The organism is Qipengyuania algicida (assembly GCF_009828025.1).
Lineage (GTDB): Bacteria > Pseudomonadota > Alphaproteobacteria > Sphingomonadales > Sphingomonadaceae > Qipengyuania > Qipengyuania algicida.
On sequence record NZ_WTYA01000014.1, the window covers coordinates 46,036 to 71,353 of the forward strand.

At 59.1% G+C, this 25,318-nt stretch carries 20 protein-coding genes and 1 pseudogene; 12 read left to right on the forward strand and 9 right to left on the reverse strand.

Going from position 1 to position 25,318, the window contains the following annotated elements; all coding sequences use genetic code 11:
* The 5 genes from GRI58_RS14515 to GRI58_RS14535 are packed head-to-tail and all read left to right on the forward strand — an operon-like array spanning position 1 to position 7,412.
* Positions 1 to 675: a response regulator transcription factor gene (locus GRI58_RS14515; protein ID WP_160754322.1), complete on the forward strand. Its 675-nt coding sequence runs from the start codon at positions 1 to 3 to the stop codon at positions 673 to 675.
* Positions 672 to 2,015, forward strand: a complete 1,344-nt coding sequence (locus GRI58_RS14520) for a sensor histidine kinase (protein ID WP_160754323.1) — start codon at positions 672 to 674, stop codon at positions 2,013 to 2,015. The genes GRI58_RS14515 and GRI58_RS14520 overlap by 4 nt, the downstream gene beginning before the upstream one ends.
* Positions 2,012 to 3,349 carry a TolC family protein gene (locus GRI58_RS14525; RefSeq protein ID WP_160754324.1) on the forward strand — a complete coding sequence of 446 codons (1,338 nt, stop codon included), beginning with the start codon at positions 2,012 to 2,014 and terminating at the stop codon, positions 3,347 to 3,349. The genes GRI58_RS14520 and GRI58_RS14525 overlap by 4 nt, the downstream gene beginning before the upstream one ends.
* Positions 3,346 to 4,368 carry an efflux RND transporter periplasmic adaptor subunit gene (locus GRI58_RS14530; RefSeq protein ID WP_202387005.1) on the forward strand — a complete coding sequence of 341 codons (1,023 nt, stop codon included), beginning with the start codon at positions 3,346 to 3,348 and terminating at the stop codon, positions 4,366 to 4,368. Before GRI58_RS14525 ends, GRI58_RS14530 begins: the two co-directional genes overlap by 4 nt.
* Positions 4,365 to 7,412: an efflux RND transporter permease subunit gene (locus GRI58_RS14535; protein ID WP_337190995.1), complete on the forward strand. Its 3,048-nt coding sequence runs from the start codon at positions 4,365 to 4,367 to the stop codon at positions 7,410 to 7,412. Before GRI58_RS14530 ends, GRI58_RS14535 begins: the two co-directional genes overlap by 4 nt.
* A 67-nt stretch (positions 7,413 to 7,479) precedes the next feature.
* On the opposite strand, the gene GRI58_RS14540 is transcribed toward GRI58_RS14535, so the two are convergent.
* The 5 genes from GRI58_RS14540 to GRI58_RS14560 form a co-directional block, all read right to left on the reverse strand.
* Positions 7,480 to 7,806, reverse strand: a complete 327-nt coding sequence (locus tag GRI58_RS14540) for an energy transducer TonB family protein (protein WP_160754325.1) — start codon at positions 7,804 to 7,806, stop codon at positions 7,480 to 7,482.
* 388 nt (positions 7,807 to 8,194) lie between these two features.
* The gene (locus tag GRI58_RS14545; RefSeq protein ID WP_160754326.1) at positions 8,195 to 10,342 is read right to left on the reverse strand and encodes a TonB-dependent receptor; all 2,148 of its coding nucleotides are present in this window, start codon (positions 10,340 to 10,342) and stop codon (positions 8,195 to 8,197) included.
* Positions 10,343 to 10,473: 131 nt separating this feature from the next.
* On the reverse strand, positions 10,474 to 10,890 hold the full coding sequence (locus GRI58_RS14550; RefSeq protein ID WP_160754327.1) for a DUF2946 family protein: 417 nt from the start codon (positions 10,888 to 10,890) through the stop codon (positions 10,474 to 10,476).
* Positions 10,891 to 11,722: 832 nt separating this feature from the next.
* On the reverse strand, positions 11,723 to 13,051 hold the full coding sequence (locus GRI58_RS15875; protein ID WP_160754328.1) for an ATP-binding protein: 1,329 nt from the start codon (positions 13,049 to 13,051) through the stop codon (positions 11,723 to 11,725).
* 47 nt (positions 13,052 to 13,098) lie between these two features.
* A complete protein-coding gene (locus GRI58_RS14560; RefSeq protein ID WP_160754329.1) occupies positions 13,099 to 13,755 on the reverse strand; it encodes a winged helix-turn-helix domain-containing protein in 657 nt (218 codons plus the stop codon).
* A gap of 40 nt (positions 13,756 to 13,795) precedes the next feature.
* Between GRI58_RS14560 and GRI58_RS14565 the strand changes: the two genes are divergently transcribed.
* From GRI58_RS14565 to GRI58_RS14580, 4 genes are read left to right on the forward strand one after another with little or no spacing between them, the layout of a single operon-like run.
* A complete protein-coding gene (locus GRI58_RS14565; RefSeq protein ID WP_237452338.1) occupies positions 13,796 to 14,956 on the forward strand; it encodes an efflux RND transporter periplasmic adaptor subunit in 1,161 nt (386 codons plus the stop codon).
* Between the two features lie 7 nt (positions 14,957 to 14,963).
* A complete protein-coding gene (locus GRI58_RS14570) occupies positions 14,964 to 18,065 on the forward strand; it encodes an efflux RND transporter permease subunit (RefSeq protein ID WP_160754330.1) in 3,102 nt (1,033 codons plus the stop codon).
* Positions 18,058 to 19,290: a TolC family protein gene (locus GRI58_RS14575; RefSeq protein ID WP_160754331.1), complete on the forward strand. Its 1,233-nt coding sequence runs from the start codon at positions 18,058 to 18,060 to the stop codon at positions 19,288 to 19,290. The genes GRI58_RS14570 and GRI58_RS14575 overlap by 8 nt, the downstream gene beginning before the upstream one ends.
* Positions 19,275 to 19,868 carry a ferritin-like domain-containing protein gene (locus GRI58_RS14580; protein ID WP_237452339.1) on the forward strand — a complete coding sequence of 198 codons (594 nt, stop codon included), beginning with the start codon at positions 19,275 to 19,277 and terminating at the stop codon, positions 19,866 to 19,868. The genes GRI58_RS14575 and GRI58_RS14580 overlap by 16 nt, the downstream gene beginning before the upstream one ends.
* 177 nt (positions 19,869 to 20,045) lie before the next feature.
* Here the strand turns inward: GRI58_RS14580 and GRI58_RS14585 are convergent, their stop codons facing one another.
* Positions 20,046 to 20,426, reverse strand: coding sequence for an IS5 family transposase (locus GRI58_RS14585; protein WP_160754349.1), 381 nt, complete (start codon positions 20,424 to 20,426; stop codon positions 20,046 to 20,048).
* On the opposite strand from GRI58_RS14585, the pseudogene GRI58_RS14590 reads away from it, so the two are divergent.
* Together GRI58_RS14590 and GRI58_RS14595 are read left to right on the forward strand one after the other, a co-directional pair.
* Positions 20,395 to 21,009, forward strand: a pseudogene (locus tag GRI58_RS14590) (IS110 family RNA-guided transposase); the annotation flags it as partial. The gene GRI58_RS14585 and the pseudogene GRI58_RS14590 overlap by 32 nt on opposite strands.
* 706 nt (positions 21,010 to 21,715) lie before the next feature.
* A complete protein-coding gene (locus tag GRI58_RS14595; protein WP_160754332.1) occupies positions 21,716 to 22,417 on the forward strand; it encodes a Crp/Fnr family transcriptional regulator in 702 nt (233 codons plus the stop codon).
* A 12-nt stretch (positions 22,418 to 22,429) separates the two neighbouring features.
* Here the strand turns inward: GRI58_RS14595 and GRI58_RS14600 are convergent, their stop codons facing one another.
* Both GRI58_RS14600 and GRI58_RS14605 read right to left on the reverse strand, forming a co-directional pair.
* A complete protein-coding gene (locus tag GRI58_RS14600; protein ID WP_160754333.1) occupies positions 22,430 to 22,798 on the reverse strand; it encodes a carboxymuconolactone decarboxylase family protein in 369 nt (122 codons plus the stop codon).
* A 30-nt stretch (positions 22,799 to 22,828) separates the two neighbouring features.
* The gene (locus GRI58_RS14605; protein ID WP_160754334.1) at positions 22,829 to 23,503 is read right to left on the reverse strand and encodes an OmpW/AlkL family protein; all 675 of its coding nucleotides are present in this window, start codon (positions 23,501 to 23,503) and stop codon (positions 22,829 to 22,831) included.
* A 139-nt stretch (positions 23,504 to 23,642) separates the two neighbouring features.
* Here GRI58_RS14605 and GRI58_RS14610 point away from each other — a divergent pair, with 139 nt between their 5' ends.
* Positions 23,643 to 24,956 (forward strand): radical SAM protein, encoded by a 1,314-nt coding sequence (locus GRI58_RS14610; protein ID WP_160754335.1) that lies wholly within the window; start codon positions 23,643 to 23,645, stop codon positions 24,954 to 24,956.
* Positions 24,957 to 25,121: 165 nt separating this feature from the next.
* Here the strand turns inward: GRI58_RS14610 and GRI58_RS15735 are convergent.
* Positions 25,122 to 25,318 (reverse strand): hypothetical protein (locus GRI58_RS15735; RefSeq protein ID WP_237452340.1); only part of this gene is annotated, 197 nt, incomplete at its 5' end.

The following is a 25,318-nucleotide window of genomic DNA, read 5'->3' on the forward strand; positions in this document are numbered from 1 at the left end:
TTGCGCATTTTGATAGCCGAAGATGACAGCGAGACCGCTGGCTACGTCTCTCGCGGTCTTAGCGAGGCGGGGCATAGCCCGGTCGTCGCCTCTGACGGCAGGGATGCGCTTCATCTGGCCCTTACCGAGGACTTCGATCTCATGATTCTTGATCGCATGATGCCAGGGATCGACGGGATCGAGGTTCTCCGGCGTGCTCGCGCTGGCGGAATTGGTGCGCCTGCGATCATGCTGACCGCACTCGGTCGTATAGAAGATCGGGTCGAAGGCCTCGATGCCGGGGCGGATGACTATCTGCTAAAGCCATTCGCATTCAGTGAGTTGATTGCGCGTGTAAACGCTATCTCTCGACGCAGCGCCCCGCAACACGCTGTGACAAAGATTTCAAATGGACCATTTGAAATCGATTTGCTTGCCCGCGAGGTCCGGCGTGATGGAGAGCCAGTGATCCTGCAGCCCAAGGAATTTCGGTTGTTCGAGGAACTGATGAAGAATGCAGGCGAATTCGTTACTCGAACGATGCTGCTCGAGAGGGTCTGGGACTTTCACTTCGATCCCCAGACGAAAATCGTCGAGACCCATGTCAGCCGGTTGCGTGCCAAGCTGAATGAAGGCGGTCGTGTGGACTGGATCGAAACGGCGCGTGGTGTCGGATATCGGATGCGCGCCGGATGAGAGGTCTGTTCGGCAGCGCTGCATACCGTATCGCATTTGCTTCATCCTTAGCCTTCGCGCTGGCCGTGCTTGGGATCGGCGCTGAATCCTATTTAGCAGTGCAGAAGGCATTCGCTCTCCAGATAGATCAAACAATAGAGGAAGGAAGCAACGCGCTGTTGTCCGAGCTTAAGGACGAAGGATTGTCTGGACTGGGTGAAGCGGTTACCCAGCGAGAGCGAATGGCAGGAAATTCGCTTGGCTTTGCCGTTTTCGATCCTGCCGGCAACAGAGTGGCAGGCGCACTCAACACCCCTATGCCGAGTGAAGGTTGGGCGCGGATTATCTTCACAGACCCAGGCGAAGGCCCGGACCCAGCTCGCGCAAAAACAACGATGTTGCCTAAGGGCTATCGACTGACGGTCGCTGCAGATTTGGAACCGTTGGAAAGAATTGATGACCAGCTTTACGAGGTCTTCGCGTTCGGATTTTTAGCAGCCCTCGCGATCGGAACGGGAATTGCGTTAGCGCTTGGGGGCTATTTACGGCGCCGTCTGACGCAGGTCGAACGGGTTGCAAATGCCTTTGCCAGAGGCGACCGACTAGCTCGTGCGGAAGTTGGGCGGAGAGGCGACGAATTCGATCGCCTTGCCGCAGCTCTCAACGCAATGCTCGACAGAATTGCCGCGCTGGTCAACAATCTGAAACAAGTCACCAGCGATCTTGCGCATGATATGCGCACACCCCTTTCACGCCTTCGCGGACAGCTTGAGGTTCTCCACCGTGCCCATGGTCCGGAACGTGATATCTTGATTCAGGAGGCCTTGGAGCGGATCGACGACATCTTATCGCTTTTCAGCGCAATCCTGCGGATTGCCGAACTCGACGAGGGCGAACTGCACAAGCGCTTCGTTCCGATCGAGCTCGACACTCTGGTCACCGATCTAGTCGAAACCCATATTCCGCTCGCAGAGGACAGTGGCCATATTATTGAGGAAGCAGCGTGCGACGAGTGCCGCGTGATCGGCGACCGCGAGTTACTCGCGCAGGCATTGATCAATCTCATCGAAAATGCTGTGCGGCATACACCCGCAGGCACGAGGATATCGGTCGGCGCCCGCAAGGACGGAGACAGCTGCTGCGCCTTCGTCGCTGATGATGGACCCGGAATCGCCACAGATGATCTTGGCCGCGTAACCCAGCGCTTTGTACGGCTTGATGCAGCTCGAACCAGCCCGGGGAACGGATTAGGCCTCAGCCTAGTCAAGTCTGTGGCGGAAGCACACGGGGGGCGGCTAGAGCTTAACGATCACGAGCCGGGGCTCGCTGCGACGCTGATACTGCCGGGGATCGCCGCATGAGGCGACTAATGCCGCTGATAATGCTCAGCCTTTCCGGCTGCGCCACATATCATGCTGTGCCCCTGAGCGAAGCGCCAGCGGCACTCGCGACTCCCTCACCGGCGGTTTTGGCTGAGGCGGCAAGTACAATCCGTCGACCTTGGCTGGCACCGGTGAAGGTCGATCTTTCGCAGCCTTTGACGCAGGACGGCTTGGCGGCGATTGCGGTCATCAACAACCCTGATTTGGTAGCGCAACGCGCCCGCGAAGGCGTCAGCAATGCGCAGGTATTTGCAGCGGGGCTGTTGCCCGACCCTACCTTCTCGTTTGGCGCCAATAAAGTCCTCACCGGCCCCGACCCGTTTCTTGACCTGTCAAGCACGCTGGGTCTGGATCTCAATGCGCTGCGGACGCGTGCGGTGTCTCGCCGGGTCGCGGTGGCGAATGCCGAAAAGGTCCGGCTCGATCTGGCCTGGTCGGAATGGCAAACCGCTGGTCAAGCTCGATTGCAGGCGGCAAAGGTTCTTTCGCTTACCCAAATTGTCGGTCTCGCCAAAGCCTCGGAGAATATCACCCGATCCCTGCTCGATCGGATCAATCGAGCTGTCGGTCGGGGTGATATTTCGGGCGTCAGGCTGCAAGCGGCACGGATCGCTCTTTTGACCGCGAGCGAACAGCTACGGACTTCAGAAAGCAGTCTCGCTACCGCTAAGACCGAGCTGCGCAGGCAATTAGGCTTACCGCCGGGCTACAAGCTCGACCTCGCGCAGCCAGCCCTGCCGCCCCCGCCACCTTCGACCGAGAAACTCTTCAAACTTGCAGAAACGAACCGAACCGATCTCGCCGCCCTGCGTGCAGGCTACACTTCACAAGAGGCGACCGTGCGCAAGGCGATCATCGAGCAATTCCCGACGCTCAATCTGAATCTGAATGCGGCGCGCGACAGCGCAGGAAATTTTCTACTCGGTCCCTCGGTCGACTTCACGTTGCCGCTCTGGAACCGCAATCGCGGCAACATCGCCATCGAGCGGGCAACCCGAACCGCCCTGAAGGCCGAGTATAATGCGCGCCTGTTCCAGACACGCGCAGATATCGATGCTGCAGAGGCGGGTCTGCAAGTCGCCTATCGGCGACGAAACGATACGATCAAGCAATTGCCGCGCCTGCAACGCTATGCGGAGGCGACGCGTAAAGCGGCCAAGCGCGGCGATCTGTCACTCGAAGCTGCTCAAAACGCGGAGCAAGCCCTGCGCGATCGCGAGTTGGTTCTTGCGCAGGCCGATCAAACCATCGCCGAGCAATCAATCGCACTCGAACTCTTGACCGGCACGCCAAGGGAGGCCTGGCCCCAATGAAGCGACTTTTTGCCCTTGCTGCCTGCGCGACACTCGTCGCCTGTTCATCGGGCTCTTCCAGCTCAAGCTCAAGCCCCACCCCTACAGCGCTCGTGAGCCTGGCAACCGCCGAAAGCGGTGCCGTTGCTTCGACGCAGACGATCTATGGCGCTGTTCTCCAGAATGCTGACACTCAATTTACCCTGTCGGCACCGGTCGAGGCCATTGTGAACCGCGTTGTGGCCTCGTTGGGGAGCGCTGTGTCAAGCGGGCAGCTCGTCGTCGCTCTGGCCCCCAGCGCCAATACCCGCGCAAATATAGCAACGCTTGATGCCCAATTGCAGACCGCGCAGCAAGCTTATGCGCGCGCGCAACGTCTGCGCGCCGACGGCCTCGCCAGCGATGCAGATGTACAGTCTGCCCGAGCATCGCAAAAAACTGCCCAAGCCAGCCTCAATGCGGCCACGACACAATCGCGAGAACTCTCACTGCGAGCTCCCGGGCCTGGCTATATCCAGTCGATTTCTGTCGTGCCTGGCCAACTTGTAAGCGCGGGAACAACCATCGCCACGATCAACCGGGCGGGCGCGTTGCGTGCTCGCTTTGGGATCGATCCAACCTTGATTTCTCGCCTTTCGCGTGAGGCGGGCCTTAAGCTTCAACAACCCGGTGGCGGCTCTTCCATCACCATTCCCATAGTTGCGGTCGATCCATCGGCTGACCCCAATACGCGGCTTGCCTCAATCTATGTTCGCGTACCTGAGAAATTCGGCACCGGAGCGGGTCAACCCCTACAGGGGGCGATTACGCTTCAGCAGGCAGGCAATGCGGTAACTGTGCCGTATGACGCCCTGCTCAACGATGGCGGCCAACCATACGTTTTCGTCGTCAAGAACGGGGTCGCCCATCGCCATGATGTGACCGTCGGTGCGTCCAACGGCACCGTCGCGGCGATCAGCCAGGGCGTAAGCCCTGGAGATCAGGTCGTAACCCAGGGCGGTACTGCGCTTGAGGACGGGATGAAGGTGCGCACCAAGTGAAATCGACCCTGTCCAGTCACGCAAGAACTATTTGGCTCGCCATCCTTCTTTTGACCATCGGCGGAGTCGTTTCTGCCACGCAATTGCCGGTTAGTCTGTTCCCCCACATCAACTACCCGAGAGTAAAAATATCGGTCGACGCGGGTGAACGCGATCCTGCGCGGATGGTGGCGCAAATCACGCGCCCCACTGAGTTGGCATTGCGCTCGATCGAGGGGGTTACGCGCATTCGCTCGACCACGAGCCGCGGATCGGCCGAGTTGTCGCTCGATTTCAACTGGGGGCACGATATGGTCGCCGCTCAGCTGGCTACTCAAGGGGCACTCGCATCCCTACAGAGCAGCTTGCCACCGGGGGTCAAATTCGACGTCCGACGCATGGATCCAACAATCTTCCCCGTTTACGCGCTGTCTCTCACCTCACCGACACTTAGTCAGGAGGACTTGCGGCAGATCGCTGAATTGCAGATCCGGCCGGCGTTAACTTCCGTCAAGGGAGTGGCAGCTGTCGACGTGCAAGGCGGATCGCCACGCGAATTCGAGGTTCAACTCGATCTATCGCGCATGTCGGCGCTGGGCGTATCACCCACCGATGTCGCAACAGCTCTTGCCAATGCCAACGTCGTAATCGGTGCTGGGAAGGTCTCCGACCGTCATCGCCTCTACCTCGTTCTGGTTCAGAGCAGCATGGCAAATCCGCAGGACATTTCTGCGATCGCAGTAAAAACCGTAAATGCCAGCGGTGGCGGTAGTGTTGTGACACTTGGAAGCATTGCGATGGTCAAGCCCTCTGCCGCCCCAAATTACACGCTTGTCGATGCCAACGGAAAGCAGGCGGTACTGGTCAACGTCCGCCAATCTCTCAATGGTAATACCGTACAGGTAGTCAACGATGTGCAGAAGCAGATCAAGTCGATTGCCCTACCTGCCAGCGTCAAGGTATCCGCCTATTACGATCAGTCTCAGCTCGTCAAGGGAGCGGCTTCAGCAGTCCGTGACGCAATTCTGATCGGTGCTGTCCTGGCCGGCCTAGTGCTGTTCCTGTTCCTTCGCTCTGCACGGTTGATGGCGATCACGGCGTTCATGTTGCCGGGTGTACTCGCTGCAACCTGTCTAATTCTTTACGCGCTTGGCATGCATTTCGACATGATGACGCTGGGGGGCATGGCCGCGGCAGTCGGACTAATCGTCGATGATGCGGTGGTGATGCTCGAACACATCATGCGGCGGATGCAGGAGGGAAAGAGCAGCGATGCGCCGTCTTTGCTCGCGGCAGCTGCCGAAATGGGCAAACCACTTTTCGGGTCTACCGGGGCGACGATTGTCGTATTTATCCCTCTCGCCTTTATCAGCGGGGTAACGGGCGGATTCTTCAAGGCGCTCGCGATCACCATGGTGTCAGCGCTTGTTATTTCGCTGCTCTACGCAAGGTTCGTGATCCCGCTCATTTCAGCCCACTGGCTGCGCGATAAAGATGCAGAGGCGGCCGAAAAAGCCGGCTGGCTGATGAAGCATCTCGACTCGACATATGACCGAGCTGGCAAACGAGCATTTGTGCGGCCGGGCCTGTTCGTAATCGTGCTTGCCGCTGTGCTCGCCTTCGGCGGCTATCACGCCTACAGCAAGGTACCGTCGGGGTTCATGCCCAAGATGGATGAAGGGGGCTTTGTCCTTGACTATCGCGCCAAGCCCGGCGCTGCGCTCGCCGATACCAACCGGCTTCTCAAGCAGGTCGAGAAGATCATCATCGCTAACCCCGCAGTCGAGAGCTATTCCAGGCGCACAGGGCTACAGCTCGGCGGAGGGCTGACAGAACCAGACGAAGGCGATTACTTCATCCGTCTGAAGAGCGGTTCTCGCAAGCCAATCTGGACCGTCATGGACGAAATCCGCGGTCAAATTGAAAGTCAGGTTCCGGGCCTTCAGATTGACGTCGCCCAGCTGATGGAAGACCTCATCGGCGATCTGACTGCCGTACCGCAACCAATCGAGGTCAAATTGTTCGGCAACGACCCGCAGGCCTTGGCGAAGACTGCCAAGGCGGTCGGCAACGCACTTGGCAAGATCAACGGCGTGGTGGACGTGGTTGACGGCTTGCGTGTTGCGGGTGACGCCATCCAGATTCAGGTCGATCCCGGTGCGGCTGCACAGCAGGGGCTCGACCCACAATCGGTTTCCAACCAGCTCGAAGCATTGGTCAACGGCACTCCGGCGACGCAAGTGCGGGTCGGTGAACAGATGATCGATATCAGGGTATCGAGCCCGTCAGATGTGCGCCAACGTGCCGCACAGATTGGTTCACTGCCGCTAGTCGCTCCCGATGGCCATACCGTTCGCGTCAGCCAGATTGCCAAAGTCTCGATCGAGGCGGGTCAAAAGCAGCTCACGCGCGAAAACCTGGCCCCCTTCATCGATGTCACGGCTCGCCTTAGCGGGACCAGTCTCGGCACTGCCATGAAGCAGGTCAAAAAGACTGTCGCCCAGCTCAAACTGCCGCCCTCAATTCGGGTTGAATACGGCGGCCTTTACGCCGAGCAGCAGAAGAGCTTCCGGGATCTCGCCATGGTATTTGCTGCCGCACTACTGCTAGCGGCACTGCTTCTGACATTGCTATATGAGAATATGGCCTGGACCGTGTCGGCGGTCGCAACAGTTCTTCTATGCGCGGCATCCGTTCTGATCGGTTTGTGGGTTACAGGCATCGAACTTGATATCTCGGCGCTTATGGGACTCACTATGGTCGTCGGTATGGCAACCGAACTCATCGTGTTCTTCTTCGCCGAAATTGACCGGGGCAAGCCGGTAACGCTCGCTGTGCTGCGTCAGGCCGGCGCCAAACGTCTGCGTCCGATTGTCATGAGCGCGCTGATTGCCATCCTTACCCTGTCGCCGCTTGCTCTTAGCTTCAGTCGCGGATCGGGTCTGCAGCGACCGCTCGCCACCGCCATCATATTCGGTCTGACTGCGGCAGTCCCCTTAGTTCTGCTGTTCCTTCCCGCGATGGTCCACGCAATCACCCACAAGCGTGAGGCGAAACGACAATGACGTCGAGCATAAGGCCGTCACCCGCCAGTCTGGGCGGCTGCTTTGTTATGATAGCTGTCGCTGTTCGTTAATGAAACCGAACGTCGATCCGGAAATGCAGCTTGTCGGACGGAATTGCCTGATCCGGGCGAGGAAACGGAGCGGCCCTGCGCACCATATTTAAGGCAGCCCGGTCGAGCCGGACATTGCCGCTTGAAGCAGTCACCGCACTGTTGACCAAATCGCCCGTTAGCGTGACTTCGAAGCCGATGGTTACCTGCCCCGAGCTGGCCGATGTCGTGGGCTGTCGCGCAAGGATCAGCGCACGCAGCCTCGCCGAATAGGCTGCGAGCAAATCCGGCGGGGAGGAGGTTTGTGATACCGGCGCAGGCGAATGCAGAGACACGCTCGACATTGGTGGATGGTGAAGCGCGAATTGGGGCATTTCGATAGGGCCACGCACCGGGTCGATTTGTGTCACGATCCGATCAGCTGCGGAGTGCCGATGACGATAAGCAGATCGCGTGCTTGGGGAATTGAGCTTGGACGCGGGCTTCGGCTTTTCGCGCTGCTCGTCTCCCGGTTGTGTTGTCGGCGTCGAATGCGTCGTTGTGATGGTCACTAATGCCTGCTGTGCTGGCCTCGATGGCAGACAACCGGTACCCGCAAACTGCGCTGCTAGGACGAACAGACCCGCATTGATGAGGGCTGCAGCCGACAGCGCCGGTGCGCGCAGGCGGGAAGGTCGATCGATGTAACTCATCGATCGGTCGCACCCCACGCTGCGCGCTGTTGGCCCATCTTTAGAACTCAAATCCCAGTCCGATGTTGAAGGATCGGCCACGCCCCGGCACCGGGCGCAGCACGTCGGTCGCCTTGTAATCGCCCAGCGATAGCCCCCCCAGCGGCAGAGAGTAAGCCTCGTCGAACAGATTGGTCACGTCGAGGCTCAGCCGCGCAGGGCCGATCTTGTAGGACGCGCCAAGATCGACCAACGTGTAGCCAGCCGTGGTCGGTTCGTTGCGAGTGGCATCGACGCGGGTCTTGTCGGCCACGAATTGCGCATCCGTGTGCAGTTCCAGTGGTCCGGCGTGATGCGACAGGCCGAGCCGCGCGTTGAACGGCATCTGGTGATAGACTGGCCCGCCATCTGTCAGATTGTTCCCGCGTTGCCATGCCAGCGATCCGGTGAGATCGGTTCCGTCGCCGTCCTTACCCTTCGCCAGACGCAGCGAGCCGGAGACGTCCAGACCGTAGAATTCCGCTTCCTGATTGGCGAATCGCAACTGCACGAAAGGCGATGGCATGCCCATCATATCGGGCAGGATCTGGATGAAGCGCGCATCGATATAGTCGTGCACGCGGGTGTAGTAGGGCGAAATACGCAGTGTGTAGCCTTGCGCGCTGCCTCCCAGATCGAGCGCCGCGCTTACAGTATCGGCACGCTCCGGCTTGAGGTCGAGATTGCCGACATAGCCGTTGCCATCGCCGAACCAGCCGATCATCCGGCTCGCCATGCCACCGCGGCCCCAGCTATATCGCTCGTAGATATTGGGCGAGCGGACCTTGTGCGCGAAGCCAAGCTCTATCGAGGCGCTGGGCGACAGGCGATAGGTCAGCAGTTCTGAACCCGACCAGTTGTTGTCCGTGCGCTGGTGGTCGGCGGCGTTGAATGCAGCTGCCGCCATGACATCGGCCATCTGCATCATGCCGGTGCCATAGGGTTGCACATCGCCGGTGTTCATCGACACCCGGTCATAGCGGATGCCGAACGTCGAGGTGAATCGGTCACTCCATTTGGCGACCCATTCGCCATAGACGCCCAGCCGATCGCGGTGCGCGCCATTGACGTTCACGAAGGCATCGGGGCCCATCATCATGTTCCCGGCCACCGGCGGCCAGTAATCGTTTAGCCATTGGTGGTGGTATTCGACCCCGAGATTGAGCGTGTGGCGATCCGACAGGCGCGGAGACGCTTTGGCTGACGCATCGAAGCTGTGCACTTCAGTATTCATCGGCATCGACCCGGGCAGCTTGTCCTCGAGGAAATTCATCTCGTGGTCGGTGTCGCGATAGCTCGCCCGCAGCACCAGATCGCCCCAGTCGAAATAGCCATCATAGCTGGCGTTGAGGAACCAGCTCTTGTTGTCGGTCATATCCATCCACTGGTTCGGGAATCCCTCGTAAGGGGCATATTGGAAGCCGCCTTTTAACTGCACGAGGCTGGCCCCGCCTTGCCACGCGAGGGCAAGAGACTGGTCGGTCTTGGCATATTCGGTCGAGCGGACCTCTCCAAGATCGCCGCCGCCGTCATACTGGTCAGACTGTGTGTAGGAGCCGGTGTAGGTTGCGCTGAGATGTTGGCCCGCGACTGTCACGCTGGCCGATCCGCCGAAGCCATCGCCGTTGGAGCGATAGAAGCTCGATGCCTTGCCAGTCACCAGCATTCTCTTGCCGGTAGCGAAGCGTGGCGGCGCGCTTTCGACGGCAATGATCCCGCCGATGCTGTCCCCGCCATTGCTGACCGGGGCCACGCCAGTGAGCACAGTGATCGAGGCGATCGTCTGCGGATCGGTATAGGACAGCGGCGAATTCATGTCGTTGGGGCAGGCGGCATCGATGGCGAAACCGTCGACGGTGATGCCAAGGCGCTGCTCCGAAAGGCCGCGGATCACCGGCATCGAGGAAATGCCGCCGCCGGTATTGGCACTGACACCTGGGAGCGTCGTCAGGATCTGGGCGGTATCGCTGGTCGATTGCTGATCGCGTGCGAGCCCTTTGCGCGTGATTTTCGTGCCCGCCTCGATCGGCATGGAGGCATTGTCGCCTCCAGCGCTATTGTCGACATCGATAGGGGCGATTTGCGTGGCATCCTGGGCCATCGCTGCCACCGGTGCGAGCGCGCAGCTCGACACCAGCGCAACGCGCAGGAGCTTGGTACAACTGGTCATTGGTAGTTCCCGTCCTTGGGTACTGCCACGCCCGCCCCGGCGAAGCGGTGACAGCGCGGCAAATTATTTCATGAAGTGAGCCGCGAAGAGGTCCACTCGCCAAGGCAAGCAGCATTCGACGCGCAACTGGTTCAGGATTGGACGGGAGGCGCTCTGGTCTGGGGACGGAGATGGGCAGCCTGATGCACCAGCAACTGGCCTAGAGGCAGGAAGGCCAGCGCCAGGGTGAAGGCCAGCAGAGCCTCGATCTGGATCGGGTCAGCCCCGGCTAGCGCGCCGCCGATCAGGCTGGTGAACGCGCAGTCGCTGTGTTTGGTCGATTGGTCGCTCTGGTGCCCGTGATGCCCGGCCTTCATCGGTATGGCCATTTCCATCTTCGCCAAGCCCGGGCTGCTAACGTCGCACACGGTCACGCTCAGCATCAAAGGACCATCCGACGGGCTGATCATGTAGCCGGTGGGAATGACCGCCTTGATGCTGAACGCCAGCAGGCAAAGCGCGATCAGCGCAAAGCGATTGCCAAAGATCCAGGTGCGAAGAGCGTCCACGGTCAGGGTCAATATCGGAAGATGGTTAAGATGTCATCGGTAAGCATGGACTTCCGAAAACTGTCTCCGCTAACCGCCACTGTGCCTTCGATTGAAGCGTTGAGCGCAGCCGCGGCGCCGACAAGATCCGTTGCTCTGACCGTCTGAAAGGGAAGGGCCCGGAGACGCCTGTTCTGCTCGAAAATCTCGGATAGCTGAAGTGGTACCTCAGCCTTTCGCGCCAAGGTGGGACCCGCTTCGCGAAAAGGCGCAAGGTTGAGGTGGAATAGCGACAGGTCAACACTTCATCGTGGGAATGGCCGGAAGATACTTTCGAGGCTGTGGTTGGGATCTTCATCCAATTCGCTGGTCCTGAATTGCGCAAGCATATCTTCGAAGGCTTCCATCAAGTACTGAAACCGGGCGGTCTTTTGAATCTCGAGGGTTGTCGTGAAGAGCAGCTGGCTTTCGGTACGGGAGGATCAGCTAACATCGAAAATCTACATCGAGGGACGCTTGCGTCTTGTGTTCTCAGGCTAGGAAATTGAGAAGGGCGTCGGTACAGCACTTCTCGATCTGACCGCACGCAAATCATGCTGAATATTCGTTAACTTGGTTCCTCACTTCTGGAATCCAGACCTGCGATTTGCGCGGCGTGGACAAATCGCGTCACGTGCGCTCTATAGTGTAGTCATGCTAGGTTCAGCTTTCAGCATAGCCGGTGTACGCAGTCTCGCCTCCGCACTGCGGCACAGCCCAGGTCGTCAACCTTTGGCTCAATAGAACGAGTAGACCGCCTATGCCGATCCATGTGAGGATGCCATACTCCGTCAATCCAAGTTGCGAACTACGCTCAATACTCTGACGGTACACAGCTAGGAGGCGATGACCTGGCACGAAACTTCACGATTGCCCGTAGCCCGCTTCCAGTAGAAGAAAGTCTGATATCAGCATGGATCGCTTCAGCAATCTCGCGGGCGATAGCGAGCCCAAGACCAGATCCAGGTGCGATCTCATCGAAGCGTGAACCGACGTCGAACGCTCTGGCGATTTGGTACGGTTTCATTCCAGGTCCATCGTCAGAAATGGAAATCGACATCGTTTCAGGGGTGAGCTGGCAGGACACTATTACTTTCCGACTTGCCCATTTCCCTGCATTGTCGAGCAGGATCGACAAAAGCTCCGACAGGTCCACCGGATCGACAGGTAGGCTCACTTCGTCCTTAGTGTCATGGCGATCCAGTTCGAACTCCTTCTCCGGGTGCAAACGGCGCATAGCGTTCAGGATCGGCATGATAAGCTGGGGAAGAACACTCTCTTGACCGGGCACTCGTGCCACAGCCGCGAATCTCGCACGGGCAAGTTGATATTCGATTTGCTGTTCCATCATTTGTGCCTGATCGATCAACACCTTGGCACTGCCGGAACTGTCAGGATGTTCCGCCAATCGTTCCGCCTCATCGGTAATGACCGCGAGTGGCGTGCGTAGCCCGTGTGCCAGGTTACCCGCTTGGACCCGGGCTCGGACAATCATCTGCGTGTTCTGATCGATATAGGTGTTGAGGTCTGTCACAAGTGGAGCGATTTCCGCCGGATAGTGACCTTGCAGACGATCCGCTCGTCCTTCGCGCAATCGGCCAATGGCGTAGCCGAGGCGATCAAGAGGTCGAAGACCGAAGTGAACCAGCGCGATTCCTGAGCCGAGCAATAGTATTGCGAGTACCAAAAGCCACAACGTCAGTTCGCGCGTGAAGCCGTCGATCAGCCTGTCCAGCTCGGACTTGTCGGTCGCGATGACAAAATGAAGGTCGCCTCCCCCGGGCAGTCCACGTTCCAGCCCATAAGTGATGGCCGGGCCCGTTGGACCGGTTTCGATCAAATGGACGATATTTCGCGAATGGGCGACATCTTCGTCTAAACTACCACGCGTCATCGATGCCGAGCGCAGAGTTTTGCCGCCAGGAGCCCAAACCTGCCAATAAAAGCCTGACAGGGGCTCTTCATAACGCGGATCGGAAAGCAGCCGCGAAAGTTGTGGCCTGCCATCGGCATCAAGCCTTGTGAGCCGAGCAAGCTCACGCACATGGACCGCCAGCTCCTCATGGTAGGAATGCTCAACATGCTCGGTGAAGACGCGCACTGCAGAAAGCCAGATGGTCCCCACACCAATCACGGTCCACACCGTTATCGCCAACAGAAAGCGTAGGCGCAGGCTTCCGGGACGAGCCCTCACGCTGCGAACCGATAACCGAGACCGCGCAACGTCTCGATTCTTTCACGGCCGATTTTGCGGCGCAACCTGCCAACAAGCACCTCGACTGTATTGAGTTCTCGTTCTGCTTCGAGTTCATAGAGATGCTCGAGGATATCGGCCTGCGGAAGGACCTGCCCTGCACGACGCATGAACAAATGGAGCAGGCGGAATTCCTGACGGCTGAGCGATAGGGGTGAACCCGACATCTCTACCGCATGTGTCAGCGGATCGAGCGAGATATCGCCGGCCTCCAGTCGGCTTGCACGCCTGCCCTGATGCCGCCGGAATTGCGCATTCAGCCGCGCGAGCAATTCTTCAAAGCGAACCGGTTTGACCACGAAATCGTCCGCTCCGGCATTCAGTCCTTCGACTTTTTCCTGCCAACTCCCGCGCGCGGTGAGGATCAAAACCGGAGTCTCAACCCCATGATCGCGCCAGCTACGCAGAACCTCCAGTCCATCGCCATCCGGCAGGCCGAGATCGAGGATCGCCGCCGCCATCTTGTCGAGGTCGGGCCAGTCTTCCGCTTCTTCCCGTGTAGTCGCGAGATCGACTGCAAAATTGGCCGCACGCAAGCGCACCGCGAGGCGCGGCCCGAGTTCGGCGTCGTCTTCGACAAGCAGCAGGCGCAAATTTGCAGGACTCCCGGTTGGTCTGACTCGGCAATGCCGCATGAAACTGACAACAAGCTGCCAAACTGACAAGTTGGTGTCAGTTTCATGCGGCATTGTCGACACCATGAAGTATCTGGTCCGCCATGCGCTCGTCGCCCTTGTCACGTCAGCCATGCTTGCTGCCTGTTCGGGTGGTAATGGCTCCGCCGACTCTGCTCAGGAAGTTGATCAGGAGAGCTCACTAGCCGGACTAGAAATCAAGACTGCCAAGGCGACTGCAGCTACTGACATTCCAGTCGCGACTGTCCCCGGACAAATCAATCTGCCTCCGCAGGCTCGAGTGGCCGTTACTGCACCGTTTCCCGGAGCTGCGGTGAAAATATATGTCATCGAGGGTCAGGCAGTACGGCGCGGGCAATCCCTTGCACTCGTTCGTGCGGTCGAGCCGCTACGCATACGCGGCGATCTGGCTCGTGCAAGGGCAGAAGCGGACGTCGCAATTGCGCGCGCAAAGCGGCTGGAACAACTTGCCAGGGAAGGTGTGATTGCAGGCGCTCGCGCGGATGAGGCACGCGCACAGGCACGCCAAGCGCAGGCCAATCTGACGCAGGCACGGGGGCTGGCCACCCTTGCTGGATCCGGTCCCGACGGAACAATTACACTGCGCGCACCAATCGGCGGACGGGTGTCTCACGTCGGCATAGAAACCGGCGGTGCGGTGGACACGATGACCGCGCCTTTCGTGATTGAGAACACCGGTGCCTATCAGATCGATTTGCAATTGCCCGAACGGCTCGCTCGTAGAGTGAAGCCGGGAATGCCGATCCAGGCGCGTGTGAACACGGATGGCAGCGGAGCTATAGCAGTTAGTGGAGAGGTTATCTCCGTGGCGCCCTCGATCGATCCCGCCACGCGCTCGATCATGGCCAAAGCAAGCATCGGTGCCGCGCCGGGTGTCGTCGCCGGACGCAATGTCAGCGTCAACATCAGCGATACTGCAAGCGGGAATGTATCGGGGGTTACCGTTCCAGCCAGCGCACTCGTGCGGCTCGATGACAAAGACACGGTGTTCGTGAAAGGCGTCAAGGGGTTTTTACCGCGCGCGGTCAAACTGGCTGCTAGAACCGGCGACACCGTGGTGATCGAGAAAGGGCTTCAGGCAGGCGAAGAGGTTGCGACAAGCAGCACTGCCGAGCTCAAGGCCATGGCAGCCAAGTAGCGCGTCGATGCTCCAATCCTTCATCAGAAAGGCGCTCGACTTGAGGCTGGCAGTGCTCGCTCTGGCGGCGCTACTGGCGGGTATCGGAGGCTGGTCGTTCGCAAATTTGCCGATTGACGCCTTCCCAGACATCAGCTCGACCCAGGTCAAGATCATCCTCAAGGCGCCCGGCATGACGCCGGAGGAAATCGAGAGCCGGGTGATCACCCCGATCGAGATGGAAATGCTCGGCATCCCGAACCAGAGCGTGCTGCGCTCGGTCGCGAAATACGCCATTGCCGACATCACTATCGATTTCGCTGATGGGACCGACATCTATTGGGCGCGCAACCAGGTGGCCGAACGGCTCAATGCTGTCATGGGCGACATGCCGACAAACGTTTCGGGCGGCATGGCACCGATCAGCACGCCACTTTCCGAGATGTTCATGTTCACACTGGAGGGGCCGCAATCACTGGCCGAAAAGCGTAAGGTACTCGACTGGACGATCCGTCCGGCCTTGCGCACCGTGCCGGGCGTGGCCGACGTCAACGCGCTAGGTGGCTACGCCGAAACATTCGAAGTGTCTCCCGACAACGCCGCGCTTGTAGCTGCGGGTCTATCAACGGCAGACCTCTCCGCAGCCATTGAAGATAGCAATCGGAACGACGGCGCGGGTCGCATTATCTCGGGCGAGGAAGCACTGATCGTGCGTTCGATCGGTGCGATCCGAACTCACGACGACCTCGCAAACGTGGTAGTTAAGACAGACAATGGAGCTGTAGTGCGATTGGGCGATGTCGCTCGGATCGGGACCGGGAGCCTGACCCGTTATGGAGCGGTCTCAAAGAACGGCGAAGGCGAAGCGGTCGAAGGATTGGTGGTTGGCCTTCGCGGAGCGGATGCCGGGAAGCTTGTTGACGGCGTCAAAGCCCGGCTTGAGCAGCTGAAACCGACACTACCCGCCGGAATGTCGATTCATGTGTTCTACGATCGCTCGGATCTAATTTCGCGGGCCGTCGGCACGGTTGAGGATGCGCTGCTCGAAGCGACAGTCCTCGTCGTAATCTTGCTGGTGCTCTTCCTTGGTGATTTCCGCGCGTCGGCGATCGTTGCCGTGGCATTGCCAATGGCTGTTTTGCTCACTTTCATCTTTATGCGCGCGGTCGGACTAACCGCCAATCTGATGAGCCTGGGCGGCCTCGCCATTGCTGTCGGTATATTGGTCGACGGTGCGATCGTGGTGGTCGAGAATGTGGTTGAGCGACTTTCCGACGAAAAGCACGCAACCGAGAGCAAGCTTCACACCATTTTCATCGCTACCACCGAGGTGGCAAAGCCGGTCGCTTCGGGCCTTGCGATCATCGCACTGGTGTTCCTGCCGCTTCTGTCTTTGCAGGGTCTGGAAGGAAAGCTGTTCTCACCGGTCGCGGTCACGATCGTGCTGGCGATTGTTTCGGCGCTTGTCCTCTCGCTCACCCTGGTCCCGGTGCTCGCGTACTACCTCCTCAAGGTGAAGCACGGACATCACGAACCCTGGCTGATACGCAAGATCGCCCCAGGATATCACAAGCTTTTGGACGGCGCGTTTCGGCGCAAGTATCTCGTTTTCTCGATTGCAGGTATCGCATTGATCCTGACCGGTGTTGCCTACTCGATGACAGGCAAAACATTCATGCCGACGATGGATGAGGGCTCCATCATCGTCCAGCTTAATAAGCTGCCGTCGATCTCTCTCAAACACAGTGTCGAAGGGGACATGAAGGTGCAGCGGGCCTTGCTCAGGCAGGTGCCGGAGATCAAGGAAATTGTCGCTCGCGTCGGCTCCGACGAACTCGGCCTCGATCCGATGAGCCTCAATGAAACCGATACCTTCCTCGTCCTCAAACCGCGCGAGGAGTGGTCTGTAGACAGTAAGGAAGCACTGCTCGACCGCATTCGTCAGGTGCTCAAGCAATTTCCCGGGATCGAACCCGCCTATACCCAGCCTATCGAGATGCGGACGTCCGAAATGCTCAGTGGAGCGCGTGGTGATCTAGCGATCAAGCTGTTTGGACCGGATTTGATGGAACTCTCGCGCCTCGCCGGAGAAATACAGACCCAGCTCGAAAGCATCGACGGTACCAGCGAAGCCATGACGATGGCGAACGACAGCGTCGACTATTTGCAGCTCGATATCGACCGTGTGGCAGCCGGGCGGCTAGGTATGTCCGTCAGCGACCTTCAGGACGCAATGCGAGCCGAGGTCGAAGGTATTCGTTCGGGTGTCGTAACGGAAGGGATACGCCGTGTGCCCATCGTTATCCGTGCCGATACGATCACCTACCAGAGCGCCCAGCAATTCGTCGACACAGTTTATCGCAGCTCATCGGGAACGCTGGTGCGCGCGGGCGACATTGCCCGCGTCGACCAGATCGAAGGGCCGGTGAAACTGGAGCATGAAAACGGATCGCGCTTCGCCATGGTTCAGGCGTTTGTTTCAGGGCGCGATCTCGTCGGCTATGTCGATGAAGCCAAGGCCTTGATCGGGAAGAACGTTAATCTTCCGCAAGGCTATCGGCTGGAATGGGGCGGCCAATTCGAAAACCAGCAGCGCGCGAGTGCACGGTTGATGGTGGTATTGCCGATTTCTATCCTGGTGATCTTCGCCATCCTCTATTTCACGCTCGGGTCGGTGCGCGCATCATTGCTGATCCTGACCAACATCCCCTTCGCTATGGTCGGCGGAATGATCTCACTTGCCTTGTCGGGTGAGTATCTGTCCGTCCCCGCCTCAGTAGGATTTATCGCCCTGCTCGGCATCGCGGTGCTCAATGGCCTCGTGATGGTAAGTTACTTCCGTCAATTGCGGGAAAATGGAATGCCCCTTGCGCAAGCCGTCCGTCAGGGGGCAGAACGCCGTCTGCGCCCGGTCCTTATGACGGCCAGCATTGCCGCATTCGGTCTCGTTCCGCTGTTGTTTGCGACTGGCCCGGGTTCGGAAATCCAGAGGCCACTTGCGATAGTTGTGATCGGCGGATTGGTGTCGGCCACGCTGCTGACTCTGGTGTTGCTCCCGATCCTTTACGAAAGATTCGGCGAAAGCGCTGCGGAGCGTGGTGATACGCAGGGAGAATCGGCCCATGCGTAAAGTTTTTCTCACGCTTGCGTTCGCGTTGATCGCGGTGCCTGCCGACGCCAACGAAAAAGATACGGGACTCCCTGATGCCGCAGCGGTCCAAACCGCACTCGACACGCACCCCAGCGTACTCGCGGCCCGCGCGCGGGTCGATGCGGCAAAGGCGCACGCGAACGCCCTTTCGCGAGGTTCCTATGAGGTCGAGGTCACTGGGCGCTACGACAAGCGGCGCGTCGACTTCGAAGGCGATTTCGACGAATACAATTTCGAATTGTCGCGATCCTTTCGTCTCCCCGGCAAAGCGGCACTCGATCGCAAGGTCGGGATGTACTCGGTAACCGAAGCGGAAAATCTGGCCGAGGATGCAAAGCATCAGGCCGCCTTGATGTTAATCGCATACTGGTGGGACTGGCTCGGTGCGGAGGAGCAGGCACGTGTTGATCGGCAAGCCGTCGGAAATTATCAAAGAGCCCTGAAGGCTGTGATGCGGCGCGTAGAATTGCGCGACGCAGCACAATTAGATGCGGATCAATCCGCCGCGGCACTTGCCTCGGCAAGCAGCCTTGCCGAACAATCTGCAGGGCGCGCGGCAGTCGCGCGGGCGCGGTTACAAGCGCATTTCCCGGCCCTTGCGCTCGGTCAGACTGCGCCATCGGTGCCTGTCCCATACGTCCCTGAACGCGGGCTGGCACCGCTTCGCGAACTTGTGCTGAGCAACAGCCATGAGATTGCCGCTGCGGATGCCAGGGCGAAGGCAATGAGTGCCAAGGCGGATCGCGACGGCAAGGATCGTATGGCAGACCCTACGCTCGGCTTACGCCTATTTTCCGAACGCGGCGGAATGGAGCGCGGCGCAGGTGTTGCGATCACCTTTCCACTGGGTGGGGGGCATCGCAAGGCCCTCGCAAGCCAATCTCGCGCCGAGGCATCGGCCGCGCAGGCGGACGCGCAGCTTGCCCGCTTTTTGGTGCGAGAAACGGCCGACACCGATCTCGCAGAAGCGCGCTATCGCTATTCGATCTGGCAGCGTGTGCGCGAAAGTCTCTCTGCCCAGATGGCTGCCTTGGAAAAACAGCGAACGGGGTACTCGCAGGGCGAAATCGACCTGGCCGATCTGCTGCTTGGCGAGCGGATGGTCCATGACGCGTTTCGTAGCGAGAGCGAAGCGCGCACTGCCGCCATGCGCGCCATAACTAGACTGCGCATCGACAGCCATCAGCTTTGGCTTGGCGATTAAGGCTGTCGAGAAGTCGAGTGAGCATTACACGAAAGGAAAAAATAGTGACGCAGTTTATCCTACCTGTTCTGGCCATTGCCACGCTCGGGCTATCAGCTTGCTCCGAAGCGGCAACCTCTGCACAGACAAACATCTCGACTTCAGCCGCCGATAGCGATGCGCGTGCCTTGCTGATCGCGTTGGATGACGAGTACAAAGCCGAAGCGACTTATGCAGCGGTTATCGAGAAGTTCGGCGAGGTGCGCCCATTCGTTAACATCATCCGCGCAGAACGAATGCATCAGAAAATCGCCAAATCCGAACTCGATCGGCTCGGTATGAAATATCCGCAGAGCAACCCTTATCTCGGGAAAATCCGCGCGCCAAAAACGCTGCTCGAAGCTTGTCAAGTCGGCATTACAGCAGAGGAAGAAAACATCACCCTCTATGATCGTTTGCTTCCTGGGGTGAAGGATTCGCAAGTTCACGATGTCCTGCTTCGCCTGCAGACTGCTTCACGTGATCGCCACCTTCCTGCATTTCGACGTTGCGCCGCGCGAGGTGGCGGCGTGGGCCGGAATGGCGGCGGATCGCGTTAAGTCGGCATTGGGGCGAGGTTAACGACTTAAACCAACAACAGCAGACGTTAATTTACGTCAAACGTTGATATGCTGATGTGTAAACTTTGGCAGCAGTTTTCGTGCTGTTCAATAAACGGCCCAAAGGATGCGCAACGAGAAATATCCTGCACGCTAATCATCTAGGGTCCGGACTCATTAGAGCCACCATGTGACGAAGGCGGCGATGGCGATGGATGCCATGAAAGTCTTGATGTTGCGGTCGAAGCGAGTGGCGACGCGGCGCCAATCCTTGAAGCGACAGAACATGCGCTCGACGACATTGCGCTGTCGGTAGATTTGCCGATCGTGCTCGATGTGCACCTTGCGGTTGGACTTAGCCGGGATGACCGGCGTGGTGCCGCGCTCGATCAGCCAGGAGCGCAAGGCATTGCTGTCGTAGCCCTTGTCGGCGACCAGATACTCTGATGGCGGCATGGCATTGATCGCCAGTATGGCGACCTTGGCGTCATGTGTATTGCCAGGCGTCAGCAGGAGGACGTGTGGGCGACCTTTGCTGGCCGAGTTCGGGATGGAGATGGCGCGCGGTCTGCACCATGCTCTGAGATTGGCCGCACGGCTCTCGGCAGGCGACGCGCCAGAGGTGCCGACGCTTGCCCAGCGGGTCGTGAAGAGCCTGGCCGATCAGATTGGTGCACTGCAGGTCCAGTTGGCGGCTCTTGAGAAAGAACTGCTCGCTTGGCACCGATCGAACGAGCTGTCTCGGCGACTTGCGACGGTCCCGGGTGTCGCTGTAATCTCGGCGAGCGCGCTTGCCGCTTCAGTCGTCGAGCCTGAGCGCTTCCGCTCAGGTCGACAGTTCGCAGCATCCCTCGGGCTCACACCGCTTCAGAATTGTTCGGGCGGCAAGGAGCGGATGGGTCGGATCTCGGGCATGGGAGACCGTTATCTGCGCCGGCTGCTGGTAATCGGCATGACCTCGCTTATCCGCCAGGCAAGAGCGAAACCGGACTCGGTCGATCCACGCATCGCCGCTATGCTCGAACGCAAGCCAGCGCGCGTTGTAACAGTCGCCGCTGCAAACCGCACAGCGCGCGTGGCCTGGGCCATCATGACCCGTGGCGGAACTTATCAGGCGCCCGTGCGAGCGGCTGCCTCATGAACAGATAGAACGAAGGAGACAGACTTCACGAGGTTGCGAGGACGATGAGAGATGATGGCGCACCGTTCAGACCGGGAACCGGGATACCCCGCTGAATGTCCAAGGCATCGAAGCCTGCAAAGCAGAGTGGGACCCAGCTCGCGCATACCATCATGGCCAGCGGTCAAATGTTCGACCGCACAAACAGGCCGGACAGAAGACTGTACCCGACCAAAACGCCAAACCCTCAAATCACCACTTGCAACGCGGGAGCCATCCACAGAGGACGTTGAAATGATCATCGCAGAGCGGCAGCAATTTCGGACTAACCGGAATGGCAAGTTTTGGAGGATAGCTTGCGGATAGCCGCCATCAAGTTTGACGCACGAAGATAGCGGCCCTCCCAAACGGAGAATTCAAGGCGCCAGCTTCTTATTACCACCACGGTCATTGGGTTCCGAATGTTTAAACGGCCATGGCTGTCAATGAGTCTTCTTAATAGTATTCACCTAACTAAAAAAATCATGCGATGACTGCCAGAATGTTGTCCTGATATTGAATATTAGATTCTTTTGAAAAGATAGTCAAAATGTAAAATTAATTTATACTGATCCCAATTCTGGTCATCGAATAAGACGGACCAGCCATTAATCAAATGGCACTCGCTTACGTGGCGTGGCCGTAAAGATGATTTGGCTTCGTACGGAAGCTGCGCTAGCAGCGTGGTATGCATGCGCCACTTTGTCAGGCTTGCGCTATCCGCAACCGCGCCATTTGTGCGGATCTCGATAGCGAAGAGCTGTCGCTCCTGAACAGCATCGGGCGCCAGCGTCGGCTTCGCGCTGGCGAACAATTGTTGTGGGAAGGGGACGAGGCCGTGCTCGTCGCCAATGTCGTGGAAGGTGTGCTCAAGCTCTCGACCTTCACGGCTGATGGCAAGGAACAGATTCTCGGGCTGGTATACCCGTCCGATTTTCTTGGGCGACCTTTCGGCGAGACCACGCCTTATGGCGTTGAAGCGCTGACCGATGCCCATGTCTGCGTGTTCCAGCGCGCCGATTTTGATCGCTTCGCACGGGAGCATCCGCGGCTGGAGCACAAGCTGCTCGAACGGACGCTGGCAGAACTCGATCGCACCCGCCGATGGATGCTCCTGCTGGGACGGATGAGCGCGGAACAGAAGCTGGCGAGCTTCCTGCTCGAGATGGAGGACCGAATGGCCAATGGCGGCTGCGCGCCATCCTTCGGTGAACCAAAGGTCTGGCAGCTGCCACTGTCGCGCCAGCAAATTGCCGATGTGCTGGGTTTAACGATCGAGACGGTCAGCCGTCAGTTTTCGCGCATGAAGGCGGATGGTTTGATCGATCTGCCTTCGCGGCGCGAAGTTGTTCTCCTTGAACGCGAAGCGCTCACCGAACTGTCGGGCTAGCCGAAGCGCGCTTCAGCTGGCCTCTACCTGATCGGCATACTGATCGTAGGCTTCCAGAGCTTGTGCCGCATACATCGCGCTCGGCCCGGCGCCCATATAGACCGCAAGACCGAGCGTTTCGGCGATTTCCTCACGGCTTGCGCCATGCTTGCGCGCGCCTTCGACATGATAGGTGATGCAAGGATCGCAGCGGACGGCGACCGAGATCGCGACAGCTAGAAGCTCCTTGGTCTTGGGGTCGAGCGCACCGCCGTCATGGGCCGCAGCGCCCATTTCGCGAAACGCCTTCATCACTCCCGGTGAACTGCGGTGAAGCTGTTTGATCGCCGGTATGAGGTTGGCGGCCATGGCTGGCCAATCCTTGAATTGCGTGTGCGACATGGCCGCGTCTCCTCTTGGTGGTGGCCTCGCTCAAAAGCGGTAGGCGATGCCCGCGCTCAACACCCATGGATCGAGCTTGTGCTTGGTCTGGATTGCCAGCGTGTCGTTGGCGTACCAACTCGCGGTGGTATCGACGAAATACTTCTTGGCATCGAGCGTCAGGCCGAAGCCGCTGTCACCCAATGCGATGTCGGCACCGCCTTGCAGGACGAATCCGAATTCGTCCGACAGGTCGGTTCGCGTCACGCCCAAAGGGATCGTGGCGGCGCCGGGGTCGACATCGACCCACCAGAAATACGTCACACCCGCGCCGACGTAAGGCTTCACGGGGCCAAGCGGCAGGTGGTATTTCGCCGTCAGCGTGGCCGGGATCAGTTTGGCGTTCGAGACCAGTTCGGTGCCCGGCGCAAAGCCGCTGTAGGCATCGACGTCATGCTGGGTCATGCAGCAGATCGTTTCGAGCGAGAAGGAATCGTTGAAAAAATACTCGATTGCCAAGGTGGGCACGTAATTGTCGCTAGCTGCCGTCTGTGTGCCAGCGGGCAAGCCCACGATATCGGTGTCGACCGAGGTGATCTTGCCATCGGGTAGCACGGCCGTGCCCAGCAGCTTAACCTGCACCTTTCCCGATGGATCGCCCGCAGTTGCTGGGCTGGCTGCAAGTAGGGCCGCCAGAGCTGCGCCCGCGACAAGTAACTTTTTCATGGGTCTTTCCCAAGTGCCGCAGTGCCGCGGGTTGCGGCGAGGATTTTGCGGCACGTGGCGCCTCAATGACGGAAAAGCGGATCCGATTCTTTGATTCAGATCAATGCCGAATTCCGGCTTGTGACGGCACACAGACGGCATGTGGCCTTACTATCCTGACCTGCTGGCAACTCCGGTTCCGCGTTATACCAGCTATCCGACCGCTGCCGATTTCGGACCGCTCGATGAAACCGCGCATATTCAGGCGCTGGAGCGGGTGCTGGGTGACGTGTCGCTCTATGTGCACATCCCGTTCTGCGAGAAAATCTGTTTCTATTGTGGCTGCAACACCGGCGTATCCGGTCGCGAAAAGAGGCTGCAAAGCTATCTGTCCGCGTTGCACAGCGAAATCGACATGGTCGCGCGGCATTGGCCGTCAGGGGCGCGGGTCAGACGGATATCCTTTGGCGGCGGCAGCCCCAACGCGCTGGCCCCGGTCGATTTCGTGCGGCTGGTCGACACGCTGACCGTCGCTTTCGATCCGGTCGATCCGATCTGGTCGATAGAGCTCGACCCGCGAACGCTGACGCCTGAGTGGGGCGCGGTAATCGAGCGCGTCGGGATCACACGCGCCAGCCTTGGTGTGCAGACCTTCGATGCGTCATGTCAGGCAGCCATCGGACGCGTACAGAACGAAGATACCATCCTGAGCAGCGTCGACCTTTTGAGAAATGCAGGCGTCACATCGCTCAATTTCGACTTGATGTATGGGCTCCCAGGCCAGACCGAAGATCAGCTGATCGACACGCTGCATCGCACGCGCGTTCTGGGCGCGGATCGCATCGCGCTGTTCGGCTATGCCCACGTGCCCCACATCGTGCCCCGCCAGCGAATGATCCCGGCAGACAACCTTCCCGGACAGGAACAGCGGTTCAAAATGGCTACGATGGGTTATGCCTATCTGGTCACGCATGGCTATACCCCGGTCGGGTTCGACCATTTTGCCCGTCCCGGCGGCGACCCGCTTGCAAAGGCGGCAATGGAAGGCACGTTGCACCGCAACTTCCAGGGTTTCACCGAGGATGACGCCCCGGTGCTGCTCGGTCTCGGCGCTTCTGCGATCAGCAGCTTTCCCGATTTGCTGACGCAGAACGAGAAGAATTCCGGGAGGTATCGTATGATGGCATCGCAGCAGAAGCCGCTTGCCAATCGCGGCGTAGTCCGTTCTGCCGACGATCGCCGCCGAGGCAGGATCATCGAAAAACTGCTATGCCACGGCGAAGCCCAGGTGAATGCCGAGCTGATGGCGCATACCGCCTGTGCACTCCAGCCGTTCGTTGCTCGGGGGCTGGCAGATATAACTGGCGATGTGTTGACGATCGATCCCGACGGATTGCCCTATGCGCGCACGATCGCGGCCTTGTTCGACAGCTACCGCGCACAGCCGGGCAGGCGCTTCAGTTCGGCTATCTAAGGGCGTTACTTGCGGTAATCGAGATTCCTCGATCATCTGCAATATGACGTGTGCTCATGGATCAAGCCGGTCTGGCTGAGCAGGCCGTCGACGGAGCCGGACAGAAACGGATCGTTCGCTAAGGACACTCGCCAACCGGTCCGTTAAGCGCCCGGATCCTGGCCTTTAAAGGCCGGTATTCTTTTCATCGTGCAGCAGCGCGGCGCGACAAGGGTTGATCGCGCTGGCGCCGCAACCGATCCACGCCTTGGCGGAACCATGGAGTTGCGGCGCCCGCGCGGGGCTATCAATCAACGACGGTCTGATCGTCGATTGGATCGCTGTGGAATTCGTGCCACATTCCGTTGAGGATACCGAAGCCG

What these genes read in the sequence shown, in the direction of transcription:
- GRI58_RS14600 (WP_160754333.1), bottom strand. Translation starts at nt 22,798, where the DNA reads ATGTCGCACACGCAATTCAAGGATTGGCCAGCCATGGCCGCCAACCTC.
- GRI58_RS14565 (WP_237452338.1), top strand. Translation starts at nt 13,796, where the DNA reads ATGAAACTGACAACAAGCTGCCAAACTGACAAGTTGGTGTCAGTTTCA.
- GRI58_RS14520 (WP_160754323.1), top strand. Translation starts at nt 672, where the DNA reads ATGAGAGGTCTGTTCGGCAGCGCTGCATACCGTATCGCATTTGCTTCA.
- GRI58_RS14545 (WP_160754326.1), bottom strand. Translation starts at nt 10,342, where the DNA reads ATGACCAGTTGTACCAAGCTCCTGCGCGTTGCGCTGGTGTCGAGCTGC.
- GRI58_RS14530 (WP_202387005.1), top strand. Translation starts at nt 3,346, where the DNA reads ATGAAGCGACTTTTTGCCCTTGCTGCCTGCGCGACACTCGTCGCCTGT.
- GRI58_RS14570 (WP_160754330.1), top strand. Translation starts at nt 14,964, where the DNA reads ATGCTCCAATCCTTCATCAGAAAGGCGCTCGACTTGAGGCTGGCAGTG.
- GRI58_RS14595 (WP_160754332.1), top strand. Translation starts at nt 21,716, where the DNA reads ATGCATGCGCCACTTTGTCAGGCTTGCGCTATCCGCAACCGCGCCATT.
- GRI58_RS14610 (WP_160754335.1), top strand. Translation starts at nt 23,643, where the DNA reads ATGTGGCCTTACTATCCTGACCTGCTGGCAACTCCGGTTCCGCGTTAT.
- GRI58_RS14540 (WP_160754325.1), bottom strand. Translation starts at nt 7,806, where the DNA reads ATGTCGAGCGTGTCTCTGCATTCGCCTGCGCCGGTATCACAAACCTCC.
- GRI58_RS14605 (WP_160754334.1), bottom strand. Translation starts at nt 23,503, where the DNA reads ATGAAAAAGTTACTTGTCGCGGGCGCAGCTCTGGCGGCCCTACTTGCA.
- GRI58_RS14525 (WP_160754324.1), top strand. Translation starts at nt 2,012, where the DNA reads ATGAGGCGACTAATGCCGCTGATAATGCTCAGCCTTTCCGGCTGCGCC.
- GRI58_RS14575 (WP_160754331.1), top strand. Translation starts at nt 18,058, where the DNA reads ATGCGTAAAGTTTTTCTCACGCTTGCGTTCGCGTTGATCGCGGTGCCT.